Consider the following 17,596-nt stretch of genomic DNA (forward strand, 5'->3'; position numbering starts at 1 on the left):
GGTGGGGAGCGTGGCCTACACGGAGCCCACGGAGGGCCGGGCGGCGCACCGCGCGGAGTACCGCATCGAGGACCTGGCGCACCACAGCGGCGCGACGGTCCGCACGATCCGCGCCTACCAGGACCGCGGGCTGCTCCCCCGCCCGGAGCGACGCGGCCGGTCGAACGTGTACGGGGACGCGCATCTGGCGCGGTTGCGGCAGATCGCCGACCTGCTGGACCGCGGGTACACCCTGGCCTCCATCAAGGAGCTCCTGGAGGCCTGGGATGCCGGGCGGGGTCTTGGCGGGGTGCTCGGTCTCGCGGCGGAGGTCGACGGGCCGTGGACGGACGAGAAGGCCGACCGGATCACCCGCGCCGAGCTCGACGCGGCCTTCGGCGGTGTTCCGGACGAGGCGGCGGTGGCCGACGCGGTCGCCCTCGGGGTGCTCGAACCGATGCCGGGGCGCGAGGACGAGTTCCTCGTGCCGAGCCCCCAAGAGCTCTCCGTGGCCGTGGAGTTGCACGCTGCGGGCGTACCGCTGTCGGCGATATCGGGGCATTTGCGGGAGTTGAGGGGGCAGGTCGAGCATATTGCCTCCCGTTTCCTGGAGTTCACGACCGAGCACGTGTTCGCGCGGTACCTCGGTCATCACCCGCCGACCGAGGCGGACGCGGCCGAGGCGGCCTCTCTCGTACGGAGGCTGCGGCCGCTCGCACAGCAGTCGGTCGACGCCGAACTGGCCCGGGCCATGCGCCTGTTCGCCACGCGGCACCTCCGCCGGCACTTGGAGCCCGACCAGCCCGCCCATCCGTCGGACGAGCCGCAGAGTGTGACACTGCCCGCCTCCACAATGCGGGCTGTTCAGGCCCTGGTTGGTCCGGAGAACGCGTCGGCGTTCATCGCGGCGGCAGCCGAACGGGAAGTACAGACAAGGAGATTGGATGCATTGGTCGCAACTGACGCTGATACGGCACATCTTGAGCAAATGCCGCCTACCGCCTGAGAGTTGTCCACAGAATTGCCAACTGACCTGTGGATAACTCGACTTGACTGTGGATCAAACCTTCGACCCGAAATTCGTCGATGAAAAGTCGGTGGACGAAAATCGAGTGCGCGGAGAACGGATCACCGAGACGCTGAAGCCATGAAGGAAAGACCCCCCGCCGGCGGCCACCTCACGGACGAGCGACGCGCCGTGAAGGTGTCCAAGTACCTGTCCAGACACCTGCGCCACAGCCCGGACCGGATCGGGATCACCCTCGACGCGAACGGCTGGGTGGAGATCGACGTGCTCCTCGCCGCCGCCGCGGCACACCGCTTCCCCCTCACCCGCGACGAGCTGGACCACGTGGTCGCCGCCAACGACAAGCAGCGCTTCGCCGTCGAGGACGGCCGCATCCGCGCCAGCCAGGGCCACTCCGTCGACGTCGACCTCGGCCTGCCGCCCGCCACCCCGCCCGCGTACCTCTACCACGGCACCGTGGCGACCCGACTGGACTCGATCCGCGCCGAGGGGCTGCGCCCCATGAACCGGCACGCCGTGCACCTCTCGCCCGACCGCGAGACCGCGGCACGCGTCGGCGCCCGCCGCGGCCGTCCCGTCGTCCTCTCCGTCGACGCGGGCGCGATGCACCGCGACGGCCACGTCTTCCAGGTCAGCGCCAACGGCGTCTGGCTCACGGCCGCCGTCCCGCCCGGCCGCCTGCGCTTCCCGGGGCCGCGCTGACGCACGGCGGGAGGCTCAGCGCAGCTGGTGCGCGGCCTCCGTGGCGATCTTCTCGAACACCGACTGGTCCGCGGCGAAGACGGAGTCCGGGATCGGCCAGTGGACGACGAGCTCGGTGAAGCCCATCTCCTGGTGGCGGCCCGCGAAATCCACGAAGGCGTCGACGGACTCCAGCGGACGGTTCCGGTCCGGCGTGAACCCGGTCAGCAGGATCTTGTCCAGCTCGGACATGTCCCGCCCGGCCTCCGCACACGCCTTGCCGAGCTTCTCGATCTGACCGCTGATCGCCTCGCGGGACTGCTCCGGCGTGCCCGTCTCGTAGAGCTTCGGGTCCCCCGTGGTCACCCACGCCTGCCCGTGCCGGGCGGCGAGCCGCAGCCCGCGCGGGCCGGTGGCCGCGACCGCGAAGGGCAGCCGCGGGCGCTGCGCGCAGCCCGGGATGTTGCGCGCCTCGGTCGCCGAGTAGAAGGTCCCCTCGTACGTCACCGACTCCTCGGTCAGGAGCCGGTCGAGCAGCGGCACGAACTCCCCGAACCGGTCGGCGCGCTCACGCGGGGTCCAGGGCTCCTCACCGGCCTTGAGGAGCGTCGTGGCGTCGAAGCCGTTGCCGCCGGCGCCGATGCCGAGCGTGACGCGGCCGCCGGAGATGTCGTCGAGCGCGATGAGTTCCTTGGCCAGCGTCACCGGGTGCCGGAAGTTGGGGGAGGTAACGAGCGTCCCCAGGCGCAGCCGCTCGGTCGCCGTCGCGGCGGCGGTCAGCGTGGGCAGCGCGCCGAACCACGCTTCGTCGCGGAAGGAGCGCCAGGCCAGGTGGTCGTAGGTGTAGGCCGCGTGGAAACCGAGCTCCTCGGCGCGCGTCCACTGGTCGCGGGCCCCCTCGTGCCAGCGGCGTACGGGCAGAATCACGGTGCTCAGGCGCAGACTCATGTCACAGAGCTTACGGCGGTGGCCACGGCCGGTGCTTCGGGCCTCCGCCCACTGCCCCCCCGGCCCTTACACCGTCCCGCGCCCGCCCAGGGGGCTCCCGCGCCGCCGGTGAGGTACTCAGATGTGCGCCCCAGCGCACGCCCGTGCACGCGGATACGGGACAATCGTCGACGTGACCTCAGCTACCCCAGGGCCCCAGAGCCCGGCCTCCAGCGCCCCGGCACCCACCGCACGGGCGGCCGGGGTCCCGGCCGGGCCGCGACCGCGGCCCCGGCTGATCGCGACGGATCTCGACGGCACGCTGCTGCGCGACGACAAGACGGTCTCGGACCGCACCGTCGCCGCGCTCGCGGCCGCCGAGGAGGCGGGCATCGAGGTCTTCTTCGTGACCGGCCGCCCGGCCCGCTGGATGGATGTCGTCAGCGCCCACGTCCACGGCCACGGCCTCGCCATCTGCGGCAACGGCGCCGCCGTGGTCGACCTGCACGGCGGCCCCGGCACCCACCACTTCGTCAAGGTCCGTGAGCTGGCCAGGGAGTGCGCCCTCGACGTCGTGCGCAGGGTGCGCGCCGCCGCGCCGGGCACGTCCTTCGCCGTCGAGCGGACCGGGGGACTGCACCACGAGGAGACGTACCCGCCGCTGCACATGGAGCCGGCCCAGAGCGTCGCGTCCGCGGAGAAGCTGCTCGCCGAAGATCCCGCGGACTCCTCGGACCTCGCCGCCGCGGACCAGCCCGTCCTGAAGGTGCTCGCCTTCCACCCCGGCCTCGCGCCCGACGAGTTCCTGGTGCTCGCCCGCGCGGCCATCGCGGACCGCGCCACGGTCACCCGGTCGAGCCCCAGCGCCCTCCTGGAGATCAGCGGGCCGGGCGTCTCCAAGGCCAGCACCCTGGAACTGTGCTGCGCGGAACGCGGCATCACCCCCCAGGAGGTCGTCGCCTTCGGAGACATGCCGAACGACATCGAGATGCTCGCCTGGGCGGGCACGTCCTACGCGATGGGCAACGCCCACCCGGACGTCGTCGCCGCCGCCTCCGGACGCACGGTCGCCAACAACGACGACGGTGTCGCGGTCGTGATCGAGCGGATCCTGCGGGACCACCACGGCCGCGCCGACGGCTGAGGCCCATCCGGGCGCCGGCCCGTTCAGAGCCTGACGCCCCGCTCGGCCAGCCACTTCAGCGGATCAACGCCGGACCCCAGGTCGGGCGTGAGCCGCGCCTCGAAATGCAGGTGCGGGCCGCTCGAATTGCCGGTCGTGCCGACCTGCCCCACCCACTGGCCGGGGCGCACCCGGTCCCCCTGGTCGACGGTGACGGCCGCGAGGTGCGCGTACTGCGTGAAGTACCCGCCCCTGTGCCGCACCACGACCTCGATGCCGAAGCCGCCGCCGCACGAGACCCGCTCCACCCGGCCCGCGCCGACCGCCCGCACGGGCGTCCCGATGTCGGCCGCGAGGTCCTGCCCGGTGTGCCGGTGCGCCCAGCGCTCACCGGCGCTGTCGAAGCCGGCGGAGAGTTCGTACGACGTCAGGGGCGCGACCCACGCGCGCGTGGCGGGCCTTCGCGGCTGGTCGAGACGGACCGCGCCCCGGCACGTGCCCGCCGCGGCCGACCGGTCGGCCTCACCCTGCAGCGTCCACCGCGCCGCCTCCAGCTTCCGCTCGATGGTGTGCTTGAGCCGCGCGAGGCGTACGGTGCGCCGGTCCAGCAAGCGCCTGGCGCGGTCCGCCCGGCGCTTGGCGACGGCGAGGCCGGCCGCCGCCCGCCGGGTCTTGGCGACGGCGCCGTTGACGGCGAGGTCCGCCTGCCACATGGCGCGCTCGCCGCGCATCAGGGCGTCGGGGCTGTCGGCGAGGAGCAGCTGCACGGTGTAGGGGAGGCCGCCGCCGGTGCGGTACTGGGCGCTCGCCAGCCGGCCGAGGTCGCCGTGGAGCGCCTGCGCTTCGTGGCGCTCCCGGGAGAGGAGTCGGTCCAGTTTCCGAACCTTCGTCTTCTGGGTGCGGGCCGCCCGGCGTCCCTCTTCGTAGCGTGCGGTCGCCGAGGAGGCCTCTTCGTAGAGCCGTGCCACCTCGGCGCTGGTGCCCGGCCCTTCCGATGCGGCGGCCGGGGTGGGGACGGGCGGCAGTACCCAGAGCAGCGCGCACAGCAGGACCGGCACGCCGAGGAACGGGTGCGGGCGGCGGTGGCGGCTCAGGACCATGCCAGGGATCGTTGCCCGCCGCGGCCGCACGGGTCCCGCGCGACTCGTGCGGGCGGGGGGCGCGGTACCCCGTACGGCTCACCCGCGTACCGCCGAACAGGCGCGCGCCCCGCCCCCCCGGCGGCCCCACGTCAGTACGGCGCCTGCCACACCACCGTCGTGCCGCCCCCGTCCTCGCCGATGCCGGGCCCGTACCAGCTGTCGCCGCCCAGTGACTCGGCCCGTCGCTTGAGGTTCTTCAGGCCGCTGCGCCGGCCGCCCTCCGCGATGCCCACGCCGTCGTCGGCGACGGTGAGCCGCACGCCGTGCTGCCCGTCCGGGAGGACCACGGTGGAGTCGACGACGACGTCGATGCGGGCCGCCTTCGCGTGCCGGAAGGCGTTGGACAGTGCCTCGCGCAGCGCGGCGATGAGGTTCTTTCCGGTCAGTTCGCCGACCACCGTGTCGACGGGGCCCACGAAGTGGTGCGAGGGCTTGAAGCCCAGCGGGACGGCGGCCATGTTGATCTCGCGCAGGACGCGGGTGCGCAGCCCGGACGGCGCCTCGGCCGGCCCCTGCTGGAGCGCGAAGATCGCCGTACGGATCTCCTGGATGGTCACGTCCAGTTCGTCGACGGCCCTGCCGACACCGACCTGCACCTCCGGCACGACCGACCTGCGCTGGGCGCTCTCCAGCATCATCCCGGTGGCGAAGAGGCGCTGGATGACGAGGTCGTGCAGGTCCCTGGCGATCCGGTCGCGGTCCTCGTAGACCGCGAGGCGCTCCCGGTCCCGCTGGGCCTCGGCCATCATCAGCGCGAGCGCCGCCTGCGAGGCGAACTGGGTGGCGAGCGTCCGCTCGGCCTCGCTGAACGGCCGTCCCCCGCGCGCGCGGGGCGTCACGAGCGTGCCGAGGACCCGGCCGTCGCTCTGCAGGGGCAGCATCATGACGGGGCCGAAGGCGCGGGCGATGTCGGTCATGACGCGCGGGTCGGTGGCCATGTCGTCGATGAAGACGGAGTTGCCCTCCAGGAGGTCCGCCACGATGCGGCTCTCCGGCGGCACGATGACGCCGAGGGCGCCGGTGGGCTCCTCCGAGGAGACTGCGACGACCTCCATGCCGCCCTCCTCGTCGGGCAGCAGCACGATGCCCGCCGCCGAGTCGGCGAGGTGCCTGGCCTGCTCGGCGACGACGGCGAGCGCGTCCTCCGCGTCGCTGCCGGACAGCAGGGCCGTGGTGACCGCCACGGAGCCGTCGATCCAGCGCTCGCGCTGTTTGGCGGCTTCGTAGAGGCGTGCGTTTCCGATGGCGATGCCCGCCTCCGTGGCGAGGACGCGCACCATGTGCACGTCGTAGTCGTTGAAGTCCGCTCCGTCCCGCTTCTCCGTCAGGTAGAGGTTGCCGAAGATCTCGCCCTGGACGCGGATCGGGACACCGAGGAAGGTCCGCATCGGGGGGTGGTGGGCCGGGAACCCGCAGGACCGCGGGTCGGCGGCGAGGTCGGCGAGGCGCAGGGTCCGCGGCTGGTGGATGAGGGCGCCCAGGAGCCCTTTGTGCCCGTCGGGCAGGTGCCCGATCCGCTCGGCGGTCTCCGCGTCGATGCCGTGGTAGACGAAGTCGGAGAGGCCCTGGCCGTCTTCGGCGACGACGCCGATCGCGGCGTAGCGGGCGTCCGCGAGCTCGGCGGCCGTCTCACAGATGCGGTCGAGGGTGGTGTGCAGTTCGAGCCCGGTACCGACCGACCGCATCGCTTCGAGCAGCTGCGGCACCCGGGACGTCAGCTCTGGGGAGAGCCCTTGCAGACTGCGGGTCGCCCGCGTGGCCGCGTCCGCCGAGGGCGGCGAGGCGTCGGGGGGCGGGGGATCGGCGGAGGCCGAGGGTGCTGACATGCCTTTGAGCCTAGTAAGTCCTATTTGCAGGGGAAAGTCGAAGCAGGGTTGGGTTTCCGGGGCGGGTTTCCGGGGCCGCCCCTCATCCCGTCACCAGCAGGTCCGCGGCCCGCTCCACCTCCCGCATCCGACGCAGCGGCCCCTCCGCCGCCGTGAGCTCCGCGTAGGTGCCGCGCTGCGCCACCCGCCCGGCCTCCAGGACGATCACCTCGTCCACGGCGTCGAGCCCGGCGAGCCGGTGCGTGATGAGCAGCGTCGTGCGGCCCTCGGTCGCGGCCAGCAGGTCGGCGGTGAGGGCGTCGGCGGTGGGCAGGTCGAGGTGTTCGGCGGGCTCGTCCAGGATGAGGACGGGGAAGTCGGCGAGGAGCGCGCGGGCCAGCGCCAGACGCTGCCGCTGCCCTCCGGAGAGCCGGGCCCCGTGCTGGCCGACCGGCGTGTCGAGCCCCTCGGGCAGGGCGTCGGCCCACCCGCCGAGCCGCGCCCGCTCCAGGGCGTCGCGGAGCTCCTCCTCCGTGGCGTCCTTCTTGGCGAGCAGCAGGTTCTCCCGCACCGAACTGTCGAAGATGTGGGCGTCCTGGGCACACAGCCCGACCATGCGGCGCACGGCGTCACCGTCCAGCGCGGCGGCGTCCGTGCCGCTGAGCGTGTACGTCCCCTCGTGCGCCCCGAGGAAACGCAGCAGCACCTGCGCGAGCGTCGTCTTGCCGGAGCCGGACGGGCCGACCACGGCGATCCGCCGCCCGCGCTCCAGCGTGAGGCCGACGCCGTCGAGCGCGTCCCGGTCCTGCCCCTCGTACCGGGCGCGCAGCCCCTCGACGCGCAGCGGGAAGGGCGTGTGCGGTACCGGCGCGGGCACGGCGGGCTCGGCCACCGGCACGGGCGCGTCGAGGACTTCGTGGACCCGCTCGGCGCTCTTCTTGACCCGCTGGCGGTACTGCACGGCGAGCGGCAGCCCCAGCACCGCCTCGAAGGCGGCGAGCGGCGTCAGCACGACAGCGGCCAGCGCCACTCCGCCGAGCCGCCCGTCGTGCACCGCCTGCACGCCGACGAATGCGGCCGCGGTCACCGTGAGCCCGGTGACGAGCGCGGAGAGCCCGTCGCCGAGCGCGGTGGCCGTCGCACCCCGCGAGGCGATCCGGGTCAGCTCGGCGTCGGCCTCCCCCGCCCTGGCGGTACGCCGCCCCAGCGCACCCGCGACGGTCAACTCGGCGGTGCCCGTGAGCAGATCGGCCACGCGCGTGGCGAGCACCCCGCGCGCGGGGGCCAGCTTCCGCTCGGCGCGACGGGCCACGGCACCGCTCACCAGCGGTACGCCGACGCCCGCGGCGAGCAGCCCCACGGCGAGCACCGCCCCCGCCTCGGGCAGCAGCCAGGCGGTGAAGCCGGCCGCCCCCGCGCTCACGACGGCCGCCGCGCAGGCGGGCAGCAGCCACCGCAGCCAGTAGTCCTGCAGGGCGTCGACGTCGGCGACCAGCCGGGAGAGGAGGTCACCGCGGCGCGTACCGCGCAGCCCTGCAGGGGCGAGCCGCTCCAGGCGCCGGTAGACGGCGACCCGGGTGTCGGCGAGCATCCGCAGCACGGCGTCGTGCGAGACGAGCCGCTCGGCGTATCGGAAGACGGCGCGGCCGATGCCGAAGGCGCGGGTCGCGGTCACGGCGATCATCAGGTACATCACCGGGGGCTGCTCCGAGGCCCGCGAGATCAGCCACCCCGAGGTGGCCATGAGCCCGACGGCGCTCCCGAGCGCCAGACTGCCGAGCAGCAGGGCGAGCGCGAGCTGACCGCGCCTGGCGCGCGCGGCGTGCCGGACCCGGGCGAGCACCCTGCCGCCCGCGCGGCCTCCCGCGCGCGGGGCACTCTCGTCAGCGGGCACGGCCGGCCCTGTCGCCGGGCCACCCCGCTCCGCTTCCGGAGCGCCCACGCCACCGTGGCCGGCATCTACGGCGTGCTCGGCGTCTCCGACGTACCCCGAGGCGGCCGAAGCGACCGGAGCGGCCTGAGCAGTCGGAGCAGCCGGAGCAGTCGCGTCGAGCCGTACGACCCGGTCCGCGACGGCCAGCAGGGCGGGCCGATGCACGACCAGCAGGACGGTCCGCCCCACCGCCAGCCGGCGGACCGCCTCGACGACCCCCGCCTCGGTCGTCCCGTCGAGCGCCGCCGTCGGCTCGTCGAGAAGCACCACGGGCCGGTCGGCGAGGAACGCCCGTGCCAGGGCGAGCCGTTGGCGCTGCCCGGCGGAGAGCCCGGCCCCGTCCTCACCGAGGACCGTCCCGACGCCCGCGGGCAGCGCGTCCACGAACTCCAGGGCGCCCGCGTCCCGGAGCGCCTCCCGCAGCCGCGCGTCATCCGCGTCCGGCCGCGCCAGCCGTACGTTCTCCGCGACGGTCCCGGCGAAGAGGTGCGGCCGCTGCGGCACCCACGCGATCCGCTCGTGCCACCGTTCGGGCGAGACGTCGGCCAGGTCGACGCCGCCGACGCACACCCGGCCCGCGGTGGGGCGCACGAAGCCGAGCACCACGTTCAGCAGGGTCGACTTGCCCGCCCCGCTGGGCCCCACGAGCGCCACGGTCTCGCCGGGCGCCACCTCGAAGGAGGCCCCACGGACCACGTCGTCCGTCCGCCCCGGGTACCGGACCGTCACGCCCTCCACGCTCAACGTGCCCGAGGGCGCCGCCCCGGTCCCGGCGGCCGGCACCGGAGCCTGAAGGACCTCGAAGATCTCCTCGGCGGCCGAGAGCCCCTCCGCCGCCGCGTGGTACTGCGCCCCGACCTGGCGCAGCGGCAGGTACGCCTCGGGCGCGAGGACCAGGACGACGAGCCCGTCGTACAGCTCCATCTCGCCGTGGACGAGCCGCATGCCGATGGTGACCGCGACCAGCGCGACCGAGATGGTCGCGAGCAGTTCCAGGGCGAACGACGAAAGGAAGGCGATGCGCAGCGTCCGCATCGTCGCCTGCCGGTACTCGCCGGTGATCCTGCGGATCGAGTCGGCCTGGGCCTTGGCACGGCCGAAGACCTTGAGCGTCGGGAGCCCCGCGACCACGTCGAGGAAGTGGCCCGAGAGCCGGGAGAGGAGCCGCCACTGGCGGTCCATGCGGTTCTGCGTGGCCCAGCCGATCAGGATCATGAAGACCGGGATGAGCGGCAGGGTCACGACGATGATCGCCGCCGACACCCAGTCCTCGGTGACGATGCGGGCGAGCACCGCCACCGGGACCACCACCGCGAGCCCCAACTGCGGCAGGTAGCGCGAGAAGTAGTCGTCGAGCGCGTCCACCCCGCGGGTGGCGAGGGAGATCAGCGAACCCGTGCGCTGTCCCCCGAGCCACCCCGGGCCGAGGGCGCCGGCCCGCTCGAGGAGTCGCCCCCGCAGCTCCGACTTGACGGCCGCGCTCGCCCGGTGCGCGGCGAGCTCGGTCAGCCACGAGACGAGACCCCGCCCTACCGCGACGACGGCGAGCAGCACCAGCGGTGTGCCCAGGTCGGCCGCGGAGAGCCCCTTCTGGAAGGCACCGACCACGATCTCGGCGATGAGCATCGCCTGACCGACGACCAGTCCCGCCCCGGCCAGCCCGAGAGCCACCACCGCGACGAGGAAGAAGCGTGTGGCCCGGGCGTATCGAAGCAGGCGCGGATCGATTGGTTTCACGTGAAACACACCCTCCGAAGGTCAGGCGGCCGGCAGGACGGAAGGGGTCAGTGCGCCGCGTCCGCGATGTGCTGCGTACCGATCCGTTTGCGGAACACCCAGTACGTCCACGACTGGTAGAGCAGCACGACCGGCGTCGCGACCCCCGCGCACCACGTCATGATCTTCAGTGTGTACGGGCTCGACGAGGCGTTGGTGACCGTAAGGCTCCACTCCTCGTTCAGCGACGAGGGCATGACGTCCGGGAAGAGCGTCAGGAAGAGCATCGCGACGGCCGCCGCGATCGTGACCCCCGACAGGGCGAACGACCAGCCCTCACGCCCGATCTTGATGGCCGCGATGGCTCCGACGAGCGCGACCACGGCCACGATCATCGCGACCAGACTCTTGCCGTCGCCGTTGTCGGCCTGCGTCCAGCTCAGGAAGCCGAGCGCGAGCACCGCCGTGACCAGCCCGAGGCCCAGGGCCGTCTTCCGGGCCCGCACCCGGATGTCGCCCACCGTCTTGAGCGAGGCGAACACCGCTCCGTGGAAGGTGAACAGCGTCAGGGTGACGAGGCCGCCCAGGATCGCGTACGGGTTGAGCAGGTCCCAGAAGCTGCCCACGTACTCCTTGTGGGCGTCGATCCGCACACCGCGCACGATGTTGCCGAACGCGACGCCCCACAGCACCGCCGGGATCAGCGAGGTCCAGAAGATCGCGTGCTCCCAGTTGGTCTGCCAGCGCTCCTCGGGCCGCTTGGCGCGGTACTCGAAGGCGACACCGCGCACGATCAGGCAGACCAGGATGAGCAGGAGCGGCAGGTAGAAGCCGGAGAAGAGCGTCGCGTACCACTCGGGGAAGGCGGCGAAGGTCGCGCCGCCCGCCGTGAGCAGCCACACCTCGTTGCCGTCCCAGACGGGGCCGATGGTGTTGATGAGCACCCGCTTCTCGACGCGGTCGCGGGCGAGCAGCTTGGTGAGGACGCCGATCCCGAAGTCGAAACCCTCCAGGAAGAAGTAGCCGATCCACAGGACGGCGATCAGTACGAACCAGACGTCGTGAAGTTCCATGTCCTCGTCCCTCCTTCCTTCAGTACGAGAAGGCCATCGGCCGGTCGGAATCCGAGTCGGCATCGGAGTCCGAGCCCTTGCCCGAGCCGGGGCCGCCGATCTTCGTGGGCGGGTTGAGGTCCGCCTCGGTCAGCTCGGGGGGACCCGACCTGACGTACTTGAGCAGCAGCTTCACCTCGATCACGGCGAGGATCGCGTAGATCAGCGTGAACCCGATCAGCGAGGTGAGGACCTCGCCCTGCGAGACGCCGGGGGAGACCGCGTCCCTGGTGCGCAGCACGCCGTAGACCACCCAGGGCTGTCGCCCCGTCTCGGTGAAGATCCAGCCCCACGCCGTGCCGATGAGGGGGAAGATCAGCGTCCACTGCGAGAGCCGCCACCACCACGTGCCGAGCCGCGGCGCGAGCTCCTTGTTCTTGGTGAGCATCAGCTTGGGGATCTCGTCCGCGCCGGTGCGGTGCTCCGGCGCCAGCCAGAACTTCTTGCGGGTCAGCCACAGGCCCGCGGTGCAGAGCGCCATCGAGACCCCGCCGAAGCCGATCATCCAGCGGTACGACCAGTAGGCGGTGGGGATGTTGGGCCGGTAGTCGCCGGGCCCGAACTTGTCCTGCGCCTCCTTGTTGAGGTCGTTGATGCCGGGGATCTCGGCGTCGAAGTTGTTCTTGGCGAGGAAGGACAGAACGCCGGGGACCTGGATGGCCACGTCGTTGTGGCCCTTCGCGACGTCGCCGTAGGCGAAGAGCGAGAACGGCGCCGGCTTCTCGGACTCCCACAGCGCCTCGGCGGCCGACATCTTCATCGGCTGCTGCTCGTACATGACCTTGCCGAGGGTGTCGGCGCTGATCACGGTGAGCAGCGTGCCGACGAAGGCGGCGAGCAGGCCGAGCCGCATCGACATCCGCATGGTGCGCACGTGCCGCTTCTTGCGCAGGTGGAAGATGGCGATGCCGGTCATGAAGGCGCCGCCGACCAGGATGGCCGCCGAGATGACGTGGAAGAAGTTGACGAGCGCCGTCTCCTGGAAGAGCACCTTCGCGAAGTCGGTGAGCTCCGCGCGCTTGGTGCCGTCCCGCTCCACGATCTTGTAGCCGACCGGGTGCTGCATGAAGGCGTTGGCGGCGATGATGAAGTACGCCGACAGGACGGTGCCGATCGAGACGATCCAGATCGTGGCGCAGTGCAGCTTCTTCGGCAGCTTGTCCCAGCCGAAGATCCACAGGCCGATGAAGGTCGACTCGAAGAAGAAGGCGATCAGCGCCTCGAACGCGAGCGGAGCGCCGAAGACGTCACCGACGAAGCGCGAGTAGTCGGACCAGTTCATGCCGAACTGGAACTCCTGGACGATGCCGGTGACGACACCCATCGCGATATTGATCAGGAACAGCTTTCCCCAGAACTTGGTCGCTCTGAGGTAGTGCTCCTTGCCCGTCCGCACCCACGCGGTCTCGAGGATCGCCGTGAGGGCGGCGAGCGAGATCGTCAGGGGGACGAACAGGAAGTGGTAGACGGTCGTGATGCCGAACTGCCATCGCGCCAGGGTTTCCGGCGCCAGAGCCAGGTCCACTGCGTCTTCTCCTTACTCACCGCGGGCCAGGAGGCGATGCGCCCCTTTTGTCCCGCTGATCTCCGGATGAACCGGGACACGCTTGTGAACGCGTTCACATTCACAAGCATTATGTCGTACGGGCTGTCGGGGCCCAAAAGGGGGGTCCCCTTTTACCGTGGGTACGGCTCGACTTACTGGGGGTACGGCACGACCCGGCGGGGAGAACGCGAAGAAGGCCCCGGAACGTCGTCCGAGGCCTTCCCCATCTCTTCAACATATTGTTGAATCCACGCCATGCAGATACGGATCTCCTGGCCCGCCGGGCACCTGACAGCGACGCTGGATGACACCCCGACCGCCCAGGCCCTGGGCAAGGTGCTGCCGCTCGCCTCCACCGCCCACACCTGGGGTGAGGAGGTCTACTTCGACACGGGCGTCAGCACCCCGCGCGAGAGCGGCGCCCAGCAGGTCGTCGAACCCGGCACCGTCGCCTTCTGGACCGACGGCGACGCCCTCGCCCTCCCCTACGGCCCCACACCGATCTCGCGGGGCGACGAGTGCCGCCTCGCGAGCCCGTGCAACCTCCTCGGCCGGCTGGACGGCGACCCCCGCCTGCTGGCCACCGTGCGCAGTGGCGACCCCATCCGGGTCGAGGCCGTGGAGGACTGACGGAGGCCTGCGGAAGGCCTCCGTCAGCCACGCCGGCTACAGCTCCTTGCGGAAGGCCTCCGCCGCCTGCAGGAAGATGTCGTTGGCCTCGGTCTCGCCGATCGTGGCCCGCATCCCCTCGCCCGCGAACGGCCGCACGACCACACCGGCCTTCTCGCACGCCGCCGCGAAGTCCATGGTCCGGTCCCCGAGCCGCAGCCACACGAAGTTCGCCTGCGTCTCCGGCACCGTCCAGCCCTGGCCCCGCAGCGCCTCGACCACGCGCGTGCGCTCGGCGACCAGCGCGCCGACCCGGCCCATCAGCTCGTCCTCGGCGCGCAGCGACGCCACCGCCGCGTCCTGCGCCAGCTGGCTCACGCCGAAGGGCACCGCCGTCTTGCGCAGCGCGGCGGCCACCGGCTCGTGGGCGACCGCGAAGCCGACGCGCAGACCCGCGAGGCCGTACGCCTTGGAGAAGGTGCGCAGGACGCAGACGTTCGGGCGGTCGCGGTAGATCTCGATGCCGTCCGGCACCTCGGGGTCGCGGATGAACTCGCGGTACGCCTCGTCCAGGACGACCAGCACGTCACGCGGCACCCGGTCCAGGAAGCGTTCGAGCTCCGCCCTGCGGACGACGGTGCCCGTGGGGTTGTTGGGGTTGCAGACGAAGATGAGCCGGGTGCGGTCGGTGATGGCGTCGGCCATGGCGTCGAGGTCGTGGACCTCGCCGTCCGTCAACGGCACCCGCACGGAGGTCGCGCCGCTGACCTGCGTGATGATCGGGTACGCCTCGAAGGAGCGCCACGCGTAGATCACCTCGTCGCCCGGGCCCGACGTCGCCTGCAGCAGCTGCTGGGCGACGCCGACGGAGCCGGTGCCCGTGGCGATGTGCGAGACGGGCACCCCGAAACGCTCGGCCAGCTCGCTCATCAGGGCCGTGCACGCCATGTCGGGGTAGCGGTTGAACGAACCGGCGGCGGCGAGCGCGCTCTCCATGACGCCGGGCAGCGGCGGGTAGGGGTTCTCGTTCGAGGACAGCTTGTAGGCCACCGGACCGTCGGCCGCCGCGGGCTTGCCCGGCTTGTAGGTGGGGATCCCCTCCAGCTCGGCGCGCAGCCTCGGGTTCGTCTCGCTCACCGCAGTCCTCCTCGTAGCCAGTCACAGCCGTTCGAATACTGCTTACCTTATGAGGATTCGACGCCCCTGCGAATGGGCTTCCCGCATCGGCCCCAGAACGATCGGGCAAAGGCGTACAAGGCGCACGAAGGCGTACGGAGAGGGGGGAGCGCCCCGTGCTCCCCCGTGCGCCGGTGGCTCGCTCCGTGGCGCGCGTCCCCCGTGAAGGTGAGTTGAGACCTCTTCGAGACCTGGCCCATTTGGCAGGCCCATGCGAGACGATCAGGGGCAGCTGCCCGTCGAGCCGACCAACTGCCTTCTGTTCCAAGGTCATTGACCCCGCAGGGCCTTGCAGAAACGTGCCTGTCAACGAGTGAATATGCGCCCCTGCTACCCACCGCCATGAGCCCTACTATCGGCTCGCCATGACAGCAGCAGGGAAGCACCAGGTGAGCCGAGCGGAGACCGCCCGCCGGGGCAACCGGCAGAGTCGAGCGGGCATCAGAGACGTCGCCGCCGCCGCCGGTGTCTCCATCACGACTGTCTCCGACGCCCTCAACGGCAAGGGTCGGCTGCCCGACGCCACCCGACGCCACGTCCGCGAGGTCGCAGAACGGCTGGGCTACCGCCCGTCCGCGGCGGCCCGCACCCTCCGTACCGGCAAGTCCGGCCTCATCGGCCTGACCGTGACGACGTACGGGGATGAACCTTTCACCTTCACCGAGTTCGCCTACTTCGCCGAGATGGCCAGAGCCGCCACCTCGGCCGCCCTCGCCAGGGGGTACGCCCTGGTGATCCTCCCCGCCACCTCGCGCCGCAGCCCGGTGGACGTGTGGTCGAACGTCGCGCTCGACGGCACCGTCGTCGTCGACCCCTCCGACCACGACCCGGTCGTCAGCGAGCTGGTCCGGCAGGGCCTGCCGGTGGTCTCCGACGGCCGCCCGGCGGGTTCGCTCCCGGTCACCGCCTGGGTCGACAACGACCACGAGGCCGCGGTCCTGGAGATCCTCGACCACCTCGCCGCCGCCGGCGCCCGCCGGATCGGCCTCCTCACCGGCACCACCACGGACACGTACACCCACCTCTCCACCACCGCCTACCTGCGCTGGTGCGAACGCGTCGGGCAGGATCCGGTCTACGAGTCCTACCCCGCCCACGACCCGTGCGCGGGCGCCGTCGCCGCCGACCGGCTGCTCGCCAGACCCGACCGACCCGACGCCGTCTACGGCCTCTTCGACCCCAACGGCACCGACCTGCTCGCCGCCGCCCGGCGGTACGGGCTGCGCGTCCCCGACGACCTGCTGCTCGTCTGCTGCAGCGAGTCCACGGTGTACGCCACGACGGAACCGCCCATCACCACCCTCTCCCTCAAGCCCCGGCGCATCGGCACGGCCGTCGTACAGCTCCTCATCGACGCCATCGAGGGCCTCGATTCGGGGACCCCCGTCGAGCAGGTGATACCGACCGAACTGATCGTGCGCACCTCGTCCGAGCGACGGCCGCCGCGCACGACGGTCAGCCCGCCCCGCTCGCCCGGCCACGGCTGACCGCTCCCGCCCGCACACCCGAGACCGGGCAGAGGCCGGTTTCCTTCCCGCCACCAACGGGGAAACCTCTGCCCAATTCGGGAGAAATCCACGGTGAACCCGGGTCCGGCACCGATTCACCACCCCTGGTGCACCACACAGCGGGAGCCGCATTCCTATGATGGGCGGACGACACCGCGGGCCGCTGCGACCAGGCAGTCCGATCTCGGTGCAGATGCGGCGCAATGGTGGTGGAGGGGTCGATGACTCAGGGGGCCGGTCAGGGACCCGATGTGCGGACGGCGACGCTGCGCGACTTCCGCGTACCTGCGTACGTTCATGAGACCACCGGTCCCGCCCCGGTGAGCCCCCCGGCGCCCGGCGAGCTGCCGGACGAGGGGTACACGCCCACCCAGCGCGACCTGCCGGTCATCAACCGGGGCGACACCGTCCAGGTGCAGGTCATGCCGGAGCCCCCGCAGCCGCGGGCGGGCGACGAGCACGGTCCGCTGTTCGTCGTCGGCGACGTGCACGGCTATCTGGAGGAGCTTCTCGCGGCCCTCCGGGAGCAGGGTCTCATCGACGCCGAGGGCAACTGGGCCGCGGGCAACGCGCGCCTGTGGTTCCTCGGCGACTTCACCGACCGCGGGCCCGACGGCATCGGCGTCATCGACCTCGTGATGCGGCTCTCCGCCGAGGCCGCGGCCGCCGGCGGCTACTGCAAGGCGCTCATGGGCAACCACGAGCTGCTCCTGCTCGGCGCCAAACGCTTCGGCGACACCCCCGTCAACTCCGGCGCGGGCACCGCCACCTTCCAGGCCGCCTGGCTGCTCAACGGCGGGCAGAAGACCGACATGGAGCGCCTGGAGGACCACCACCTCCAGTGGATGGCCCGCCTCGACGCGATGGAGGAGGCCGACGGCCACCTGCTCGTGCACTCCGACACGACCGCCTATCTGGATTACGGCGACTCGATCGAGGCGGTGAACGACACCATCCGGGAGACCCTCACGCGCAACGACGCGGACGAGTGCTGGGACCTCTTCCGCAAGTTCACCAAGCGCTTCGCCTTCCGCGACGAGTCGGGCCCCTCGGCCGCCCGCGAACTCCTCGATGTCTACGGCGGCACCCGCATCGTCCACGGTCACAGCCCCATCCCCTACCTCCTGGGCGACGTCGGCTCCGAGGACGAGTCGGACGGCGGCGGCCCCGTCATCGAGGGTCCGCACGTCTACGCCGACGGTCTGGCCATCGCCATGGACGGCGGAGTGACCATGGCCGGAAAGCTGCTGGTCCGCCAACTACCCTTGGCTGACTGAGCGTTCTCCGGGAAGACGCCCCTCTACACGATCAC

Annotated in this window: 13 protein-coding genes; 6 read left to right on the top strand and 7 right to left on the bottom strand. The window is 71.9% G+C overall.

Features of this window, described 5'->3' with window-relative positions; genetic code table 11:
- Nucleotides 1-10: 10 nt before the first annotated feature.
- Together ACZ7DY_RS22940 and ACZ7DY_RS22945 are read left to right on the top strand one after the other, a co-directional pair.
- Nucleotides 11-985, top strand: coding sequence for a MerR family transcriptional regulator (locus ACZ7DY_RS22940; RefSeq protein ID WP_471137938.1), 975 nt, complete (start codon nt 11-13; stop codon nt 983-985).
- Nucleotides 986-1,126: 141 nt separating this feature from the next.
- Nucleotides 1,127-1,708 (top strand): RNA 2'-phosphotransferase, encoded by a 582-nt coding sequence (locus ACZ7DY_RS22945; RefSeq protein ID WP_471137939.1) that lies wholly within the window; start codon nt 1,127-1,129, stop codon nt 1,706-1,708.
- Nucleotides 1,709-1,723: 15 nt separating this feature from the next.
- Here the strand turns inward: ACZ7DY_RS22945 and ACZ7DY_RS22950 are convergent, their stop codons facing one another.
- Complete coding sequence (locus tag ACZ7DY_RS22950; RefSeq protein WP_471137940.1) at nt 1,724-2,635, bottom strand: LLM class flavin-dependent oxidoreductase; 912 nt, start codon at nt 2,633-2,635, stop codon at nt 1,724-1,726.
- Nucleotides 2,636-2,807: 172 nt separating this feature from the next.
- Here ACZ7DY_RS22950 and ACZ7DY_RS22955 point away from each other — a divergent pair, with 172 nt between their 5' ends.
- Nucleotides 2,808-3,758 carry a Cof-type HAD-IIB family hydrolase gene (locus tag ACZ7DY_RS22955; RefSeq protein WP_471137941.1) on the top strand — a complete coding sequence of 317 codons (951 nt, stop codon included), beginning with the start codon at nt 2,808-2,810 and terminating at the stop codon, nt 3,756-3,758.
- A gap of 23 nt (nt 3,759-3,781) precedes the next feature.
- Here the strand turns inward: ACZ7DY_RS22955 and ACZ7DY_RS22960 are convergent, their stop codons facing one another.
- The 5 genes from ACZ7DY_RS22960 to ACZ7DY_RS22980 form a co-directional block, all read right to left on the bottom strand.
- Nucleotides 3,782-4,837: a M23 family metallopeptidase gene (locus tag ACZ7DY_RS22960; protein WP_471137943.1), complete on the bottom strand. Its 1,056-nt coding sequence runs from the start codon at nt 4,835-4,837 to the stop codon at nt 3,782-3,784.
- Nucleotides 4,838-4,968: 131 nt separating this feature from the next.
- Complete coding sequence (locus tag ACZ7DY_RS22965; RefSeq protein ID WP_471137944.1) at nt 4,969-6,705, bottom strand: sensor histidine kinase; 1,737 nt, start codon at nt 6,703-6,705, stop codon at nt 4,969-4,971.
- 82 nt (nt 6,706-6,787) lie between these two features.
- Entirely contained in the window at nt 6,788-10,354 is a 3,567-nt protein-coding gene (gene cydD, locus ACZ7DY_RS22970; protein WP_471137946.1) for a thiol reductant ABC exporter subunit CydD, read from the bottom strand.
- Nucleotides 10,355-10,401: 47 nt separating this feature from the next.
- The gene (gene cydB, locus ACZ7DY_RS22975; protein WP_471137948.1) at nt 10,402-11,406 is read right to left on the bottom strand and encodes a cytochrome d ubiquinol oxidase subunit II; all 1,005 of its coding nucleotides are present in this window, start codon (nt 11,404-11,406) and stop codon (nt 10,402-10,404) included.
- A 19-nt stretch (nt 11,407-11,425) separates the two neighbouring features.
- Nucleotides 11,426-12,970, bottom strand: a complete 1,545-nt coding sequence (locus tag ACZ7DY_RS22980) for a cytochrome ubiquinol oxidase subunit I (protein ID WP_471137949.1) — start codon at nt 12,968-12,970, stop codon at nt 11,426-11,428.
- A 276-nt stretch (nt 12,971-13,246) separates the two neighbouring features.
- Between ACZ7DY_RS22980 and ACZ7DY_RS22985 the strand changes: the two genes are divergently transcribed.
- Entirely contained in the window at nt 13,247-13,621 is a 375-nt protein-coding gene (locus ACZ7DY_RS22985) for a cyclophilin-like fold protein (protein WP_471137951.1), read from the top strand.
- Nucleotides 13,622-13,657: 36 nt separating this feature from the next.
- Here ACZ7DY_RS22985 and hisC read toward each other — a convergent pair whose 3' ends face one another.
- Complete coding sequence (hisC, locus tag ACZ7DY_RS22990) at nt 13,658-14,737, bottom strand: histidinol-phosphate transaminase (RefSeq protein ID WP_471137953.1); 1,080 nt, start codon at nt 14,735-14,737, stop codon at nt 13,658-13,660.
- Between the two features lie 404 nt (nt 14,738-15,141).
- On the opposite strand from hisC, the gene ACZ7DY_RS22995 reads away from it, so the two are divergent.
- Both ACZ7DY_RS22995 and ACZ7DY_RS23000 read left to right on the top strand, forming a co-directional pair.
- Nucleotides 15,142-16,263, top strand: a complete 1,122-nt coding sequence (locus ACZ7DY_RS22995; RefSeq protein WP_471137954.1) for a LacI family DNA-binding transcriptional regulator — start codon at nt 15,142-15,144, stop codon at nt 16,261-16,263.
- A gap of 227 nt (nt 16,264-16,490) precedes the next feature.
- Entirely contained in the window at nt 16,491-17,561 is a 1,071-nt protein-coding gene (locus ACZ7DY_RS23000; RefSeq protein ID WP_471138693.1) for a metallophosphoesterase, read from the top strand.
- The last annotated feature ends 35 nt before the right edge of the window (nt 17,562-17,596 follow it).

This window comes from Streptomyces sp. NPDC037013, from assembly GCF_055607265.1.

Excerpts from the sequence above, each read along its gene's own strand:
- ACZ7DY_RS22945 (WP_471137939.1), top strand. The coding sequence starts at position 1,127 with ATGAAGGAAAGACCCCCCGCCGGCGGCCACCTCACGGACGAGCGACGC.
- ACZ7DY_RS22950 (WP_471137940.1), bottom strand. The coding sequence starts at position 2,635 with ATGAGTCTGCGCCTGAGCACCGTGATTCTGCCCGTACGCCGCTGGCAC.
- ACZ7DY_RS22960 (WP_471137943.1), bottom strand. The coding sequence starts at position 4,837 with ATGGTCCTGAGCCGCCACCGCCGCCCGCACCCGTTCCTCGGCGTGCCG.
- ACZ7DY_RS22965 (WP_471137944.1), bottom strand. The coding sequence starts at position 6,705 with ATGTCAGCACCCTCGGCCTCCGCCGATCCCCCGCCCCCCGACGCCTCG.
- cydB (WP_471137948.1), bottom strand. The coding sequence starts at position 11,406 with ATGGAACTTCACGACGTCTGGTTCGTACTGATCGCCGTCCTGTGGATC.
- ACZ7DY_RS22985 (WP_471137951.1), top strand. The coding sequence starts at position 13,247 with ATGCAGATACGGATCTCCTGGCCCGCCGGGCACCTGACAGCGACGCTG.
- ACZ7DY_RS22995 (WP_471137954.1), top strand. The coding sequence starts at position 15,142 with ATGACAGCAGCAGGGAAGCACCAGGTGAGCCGAGCGGAGACCGCCCGC.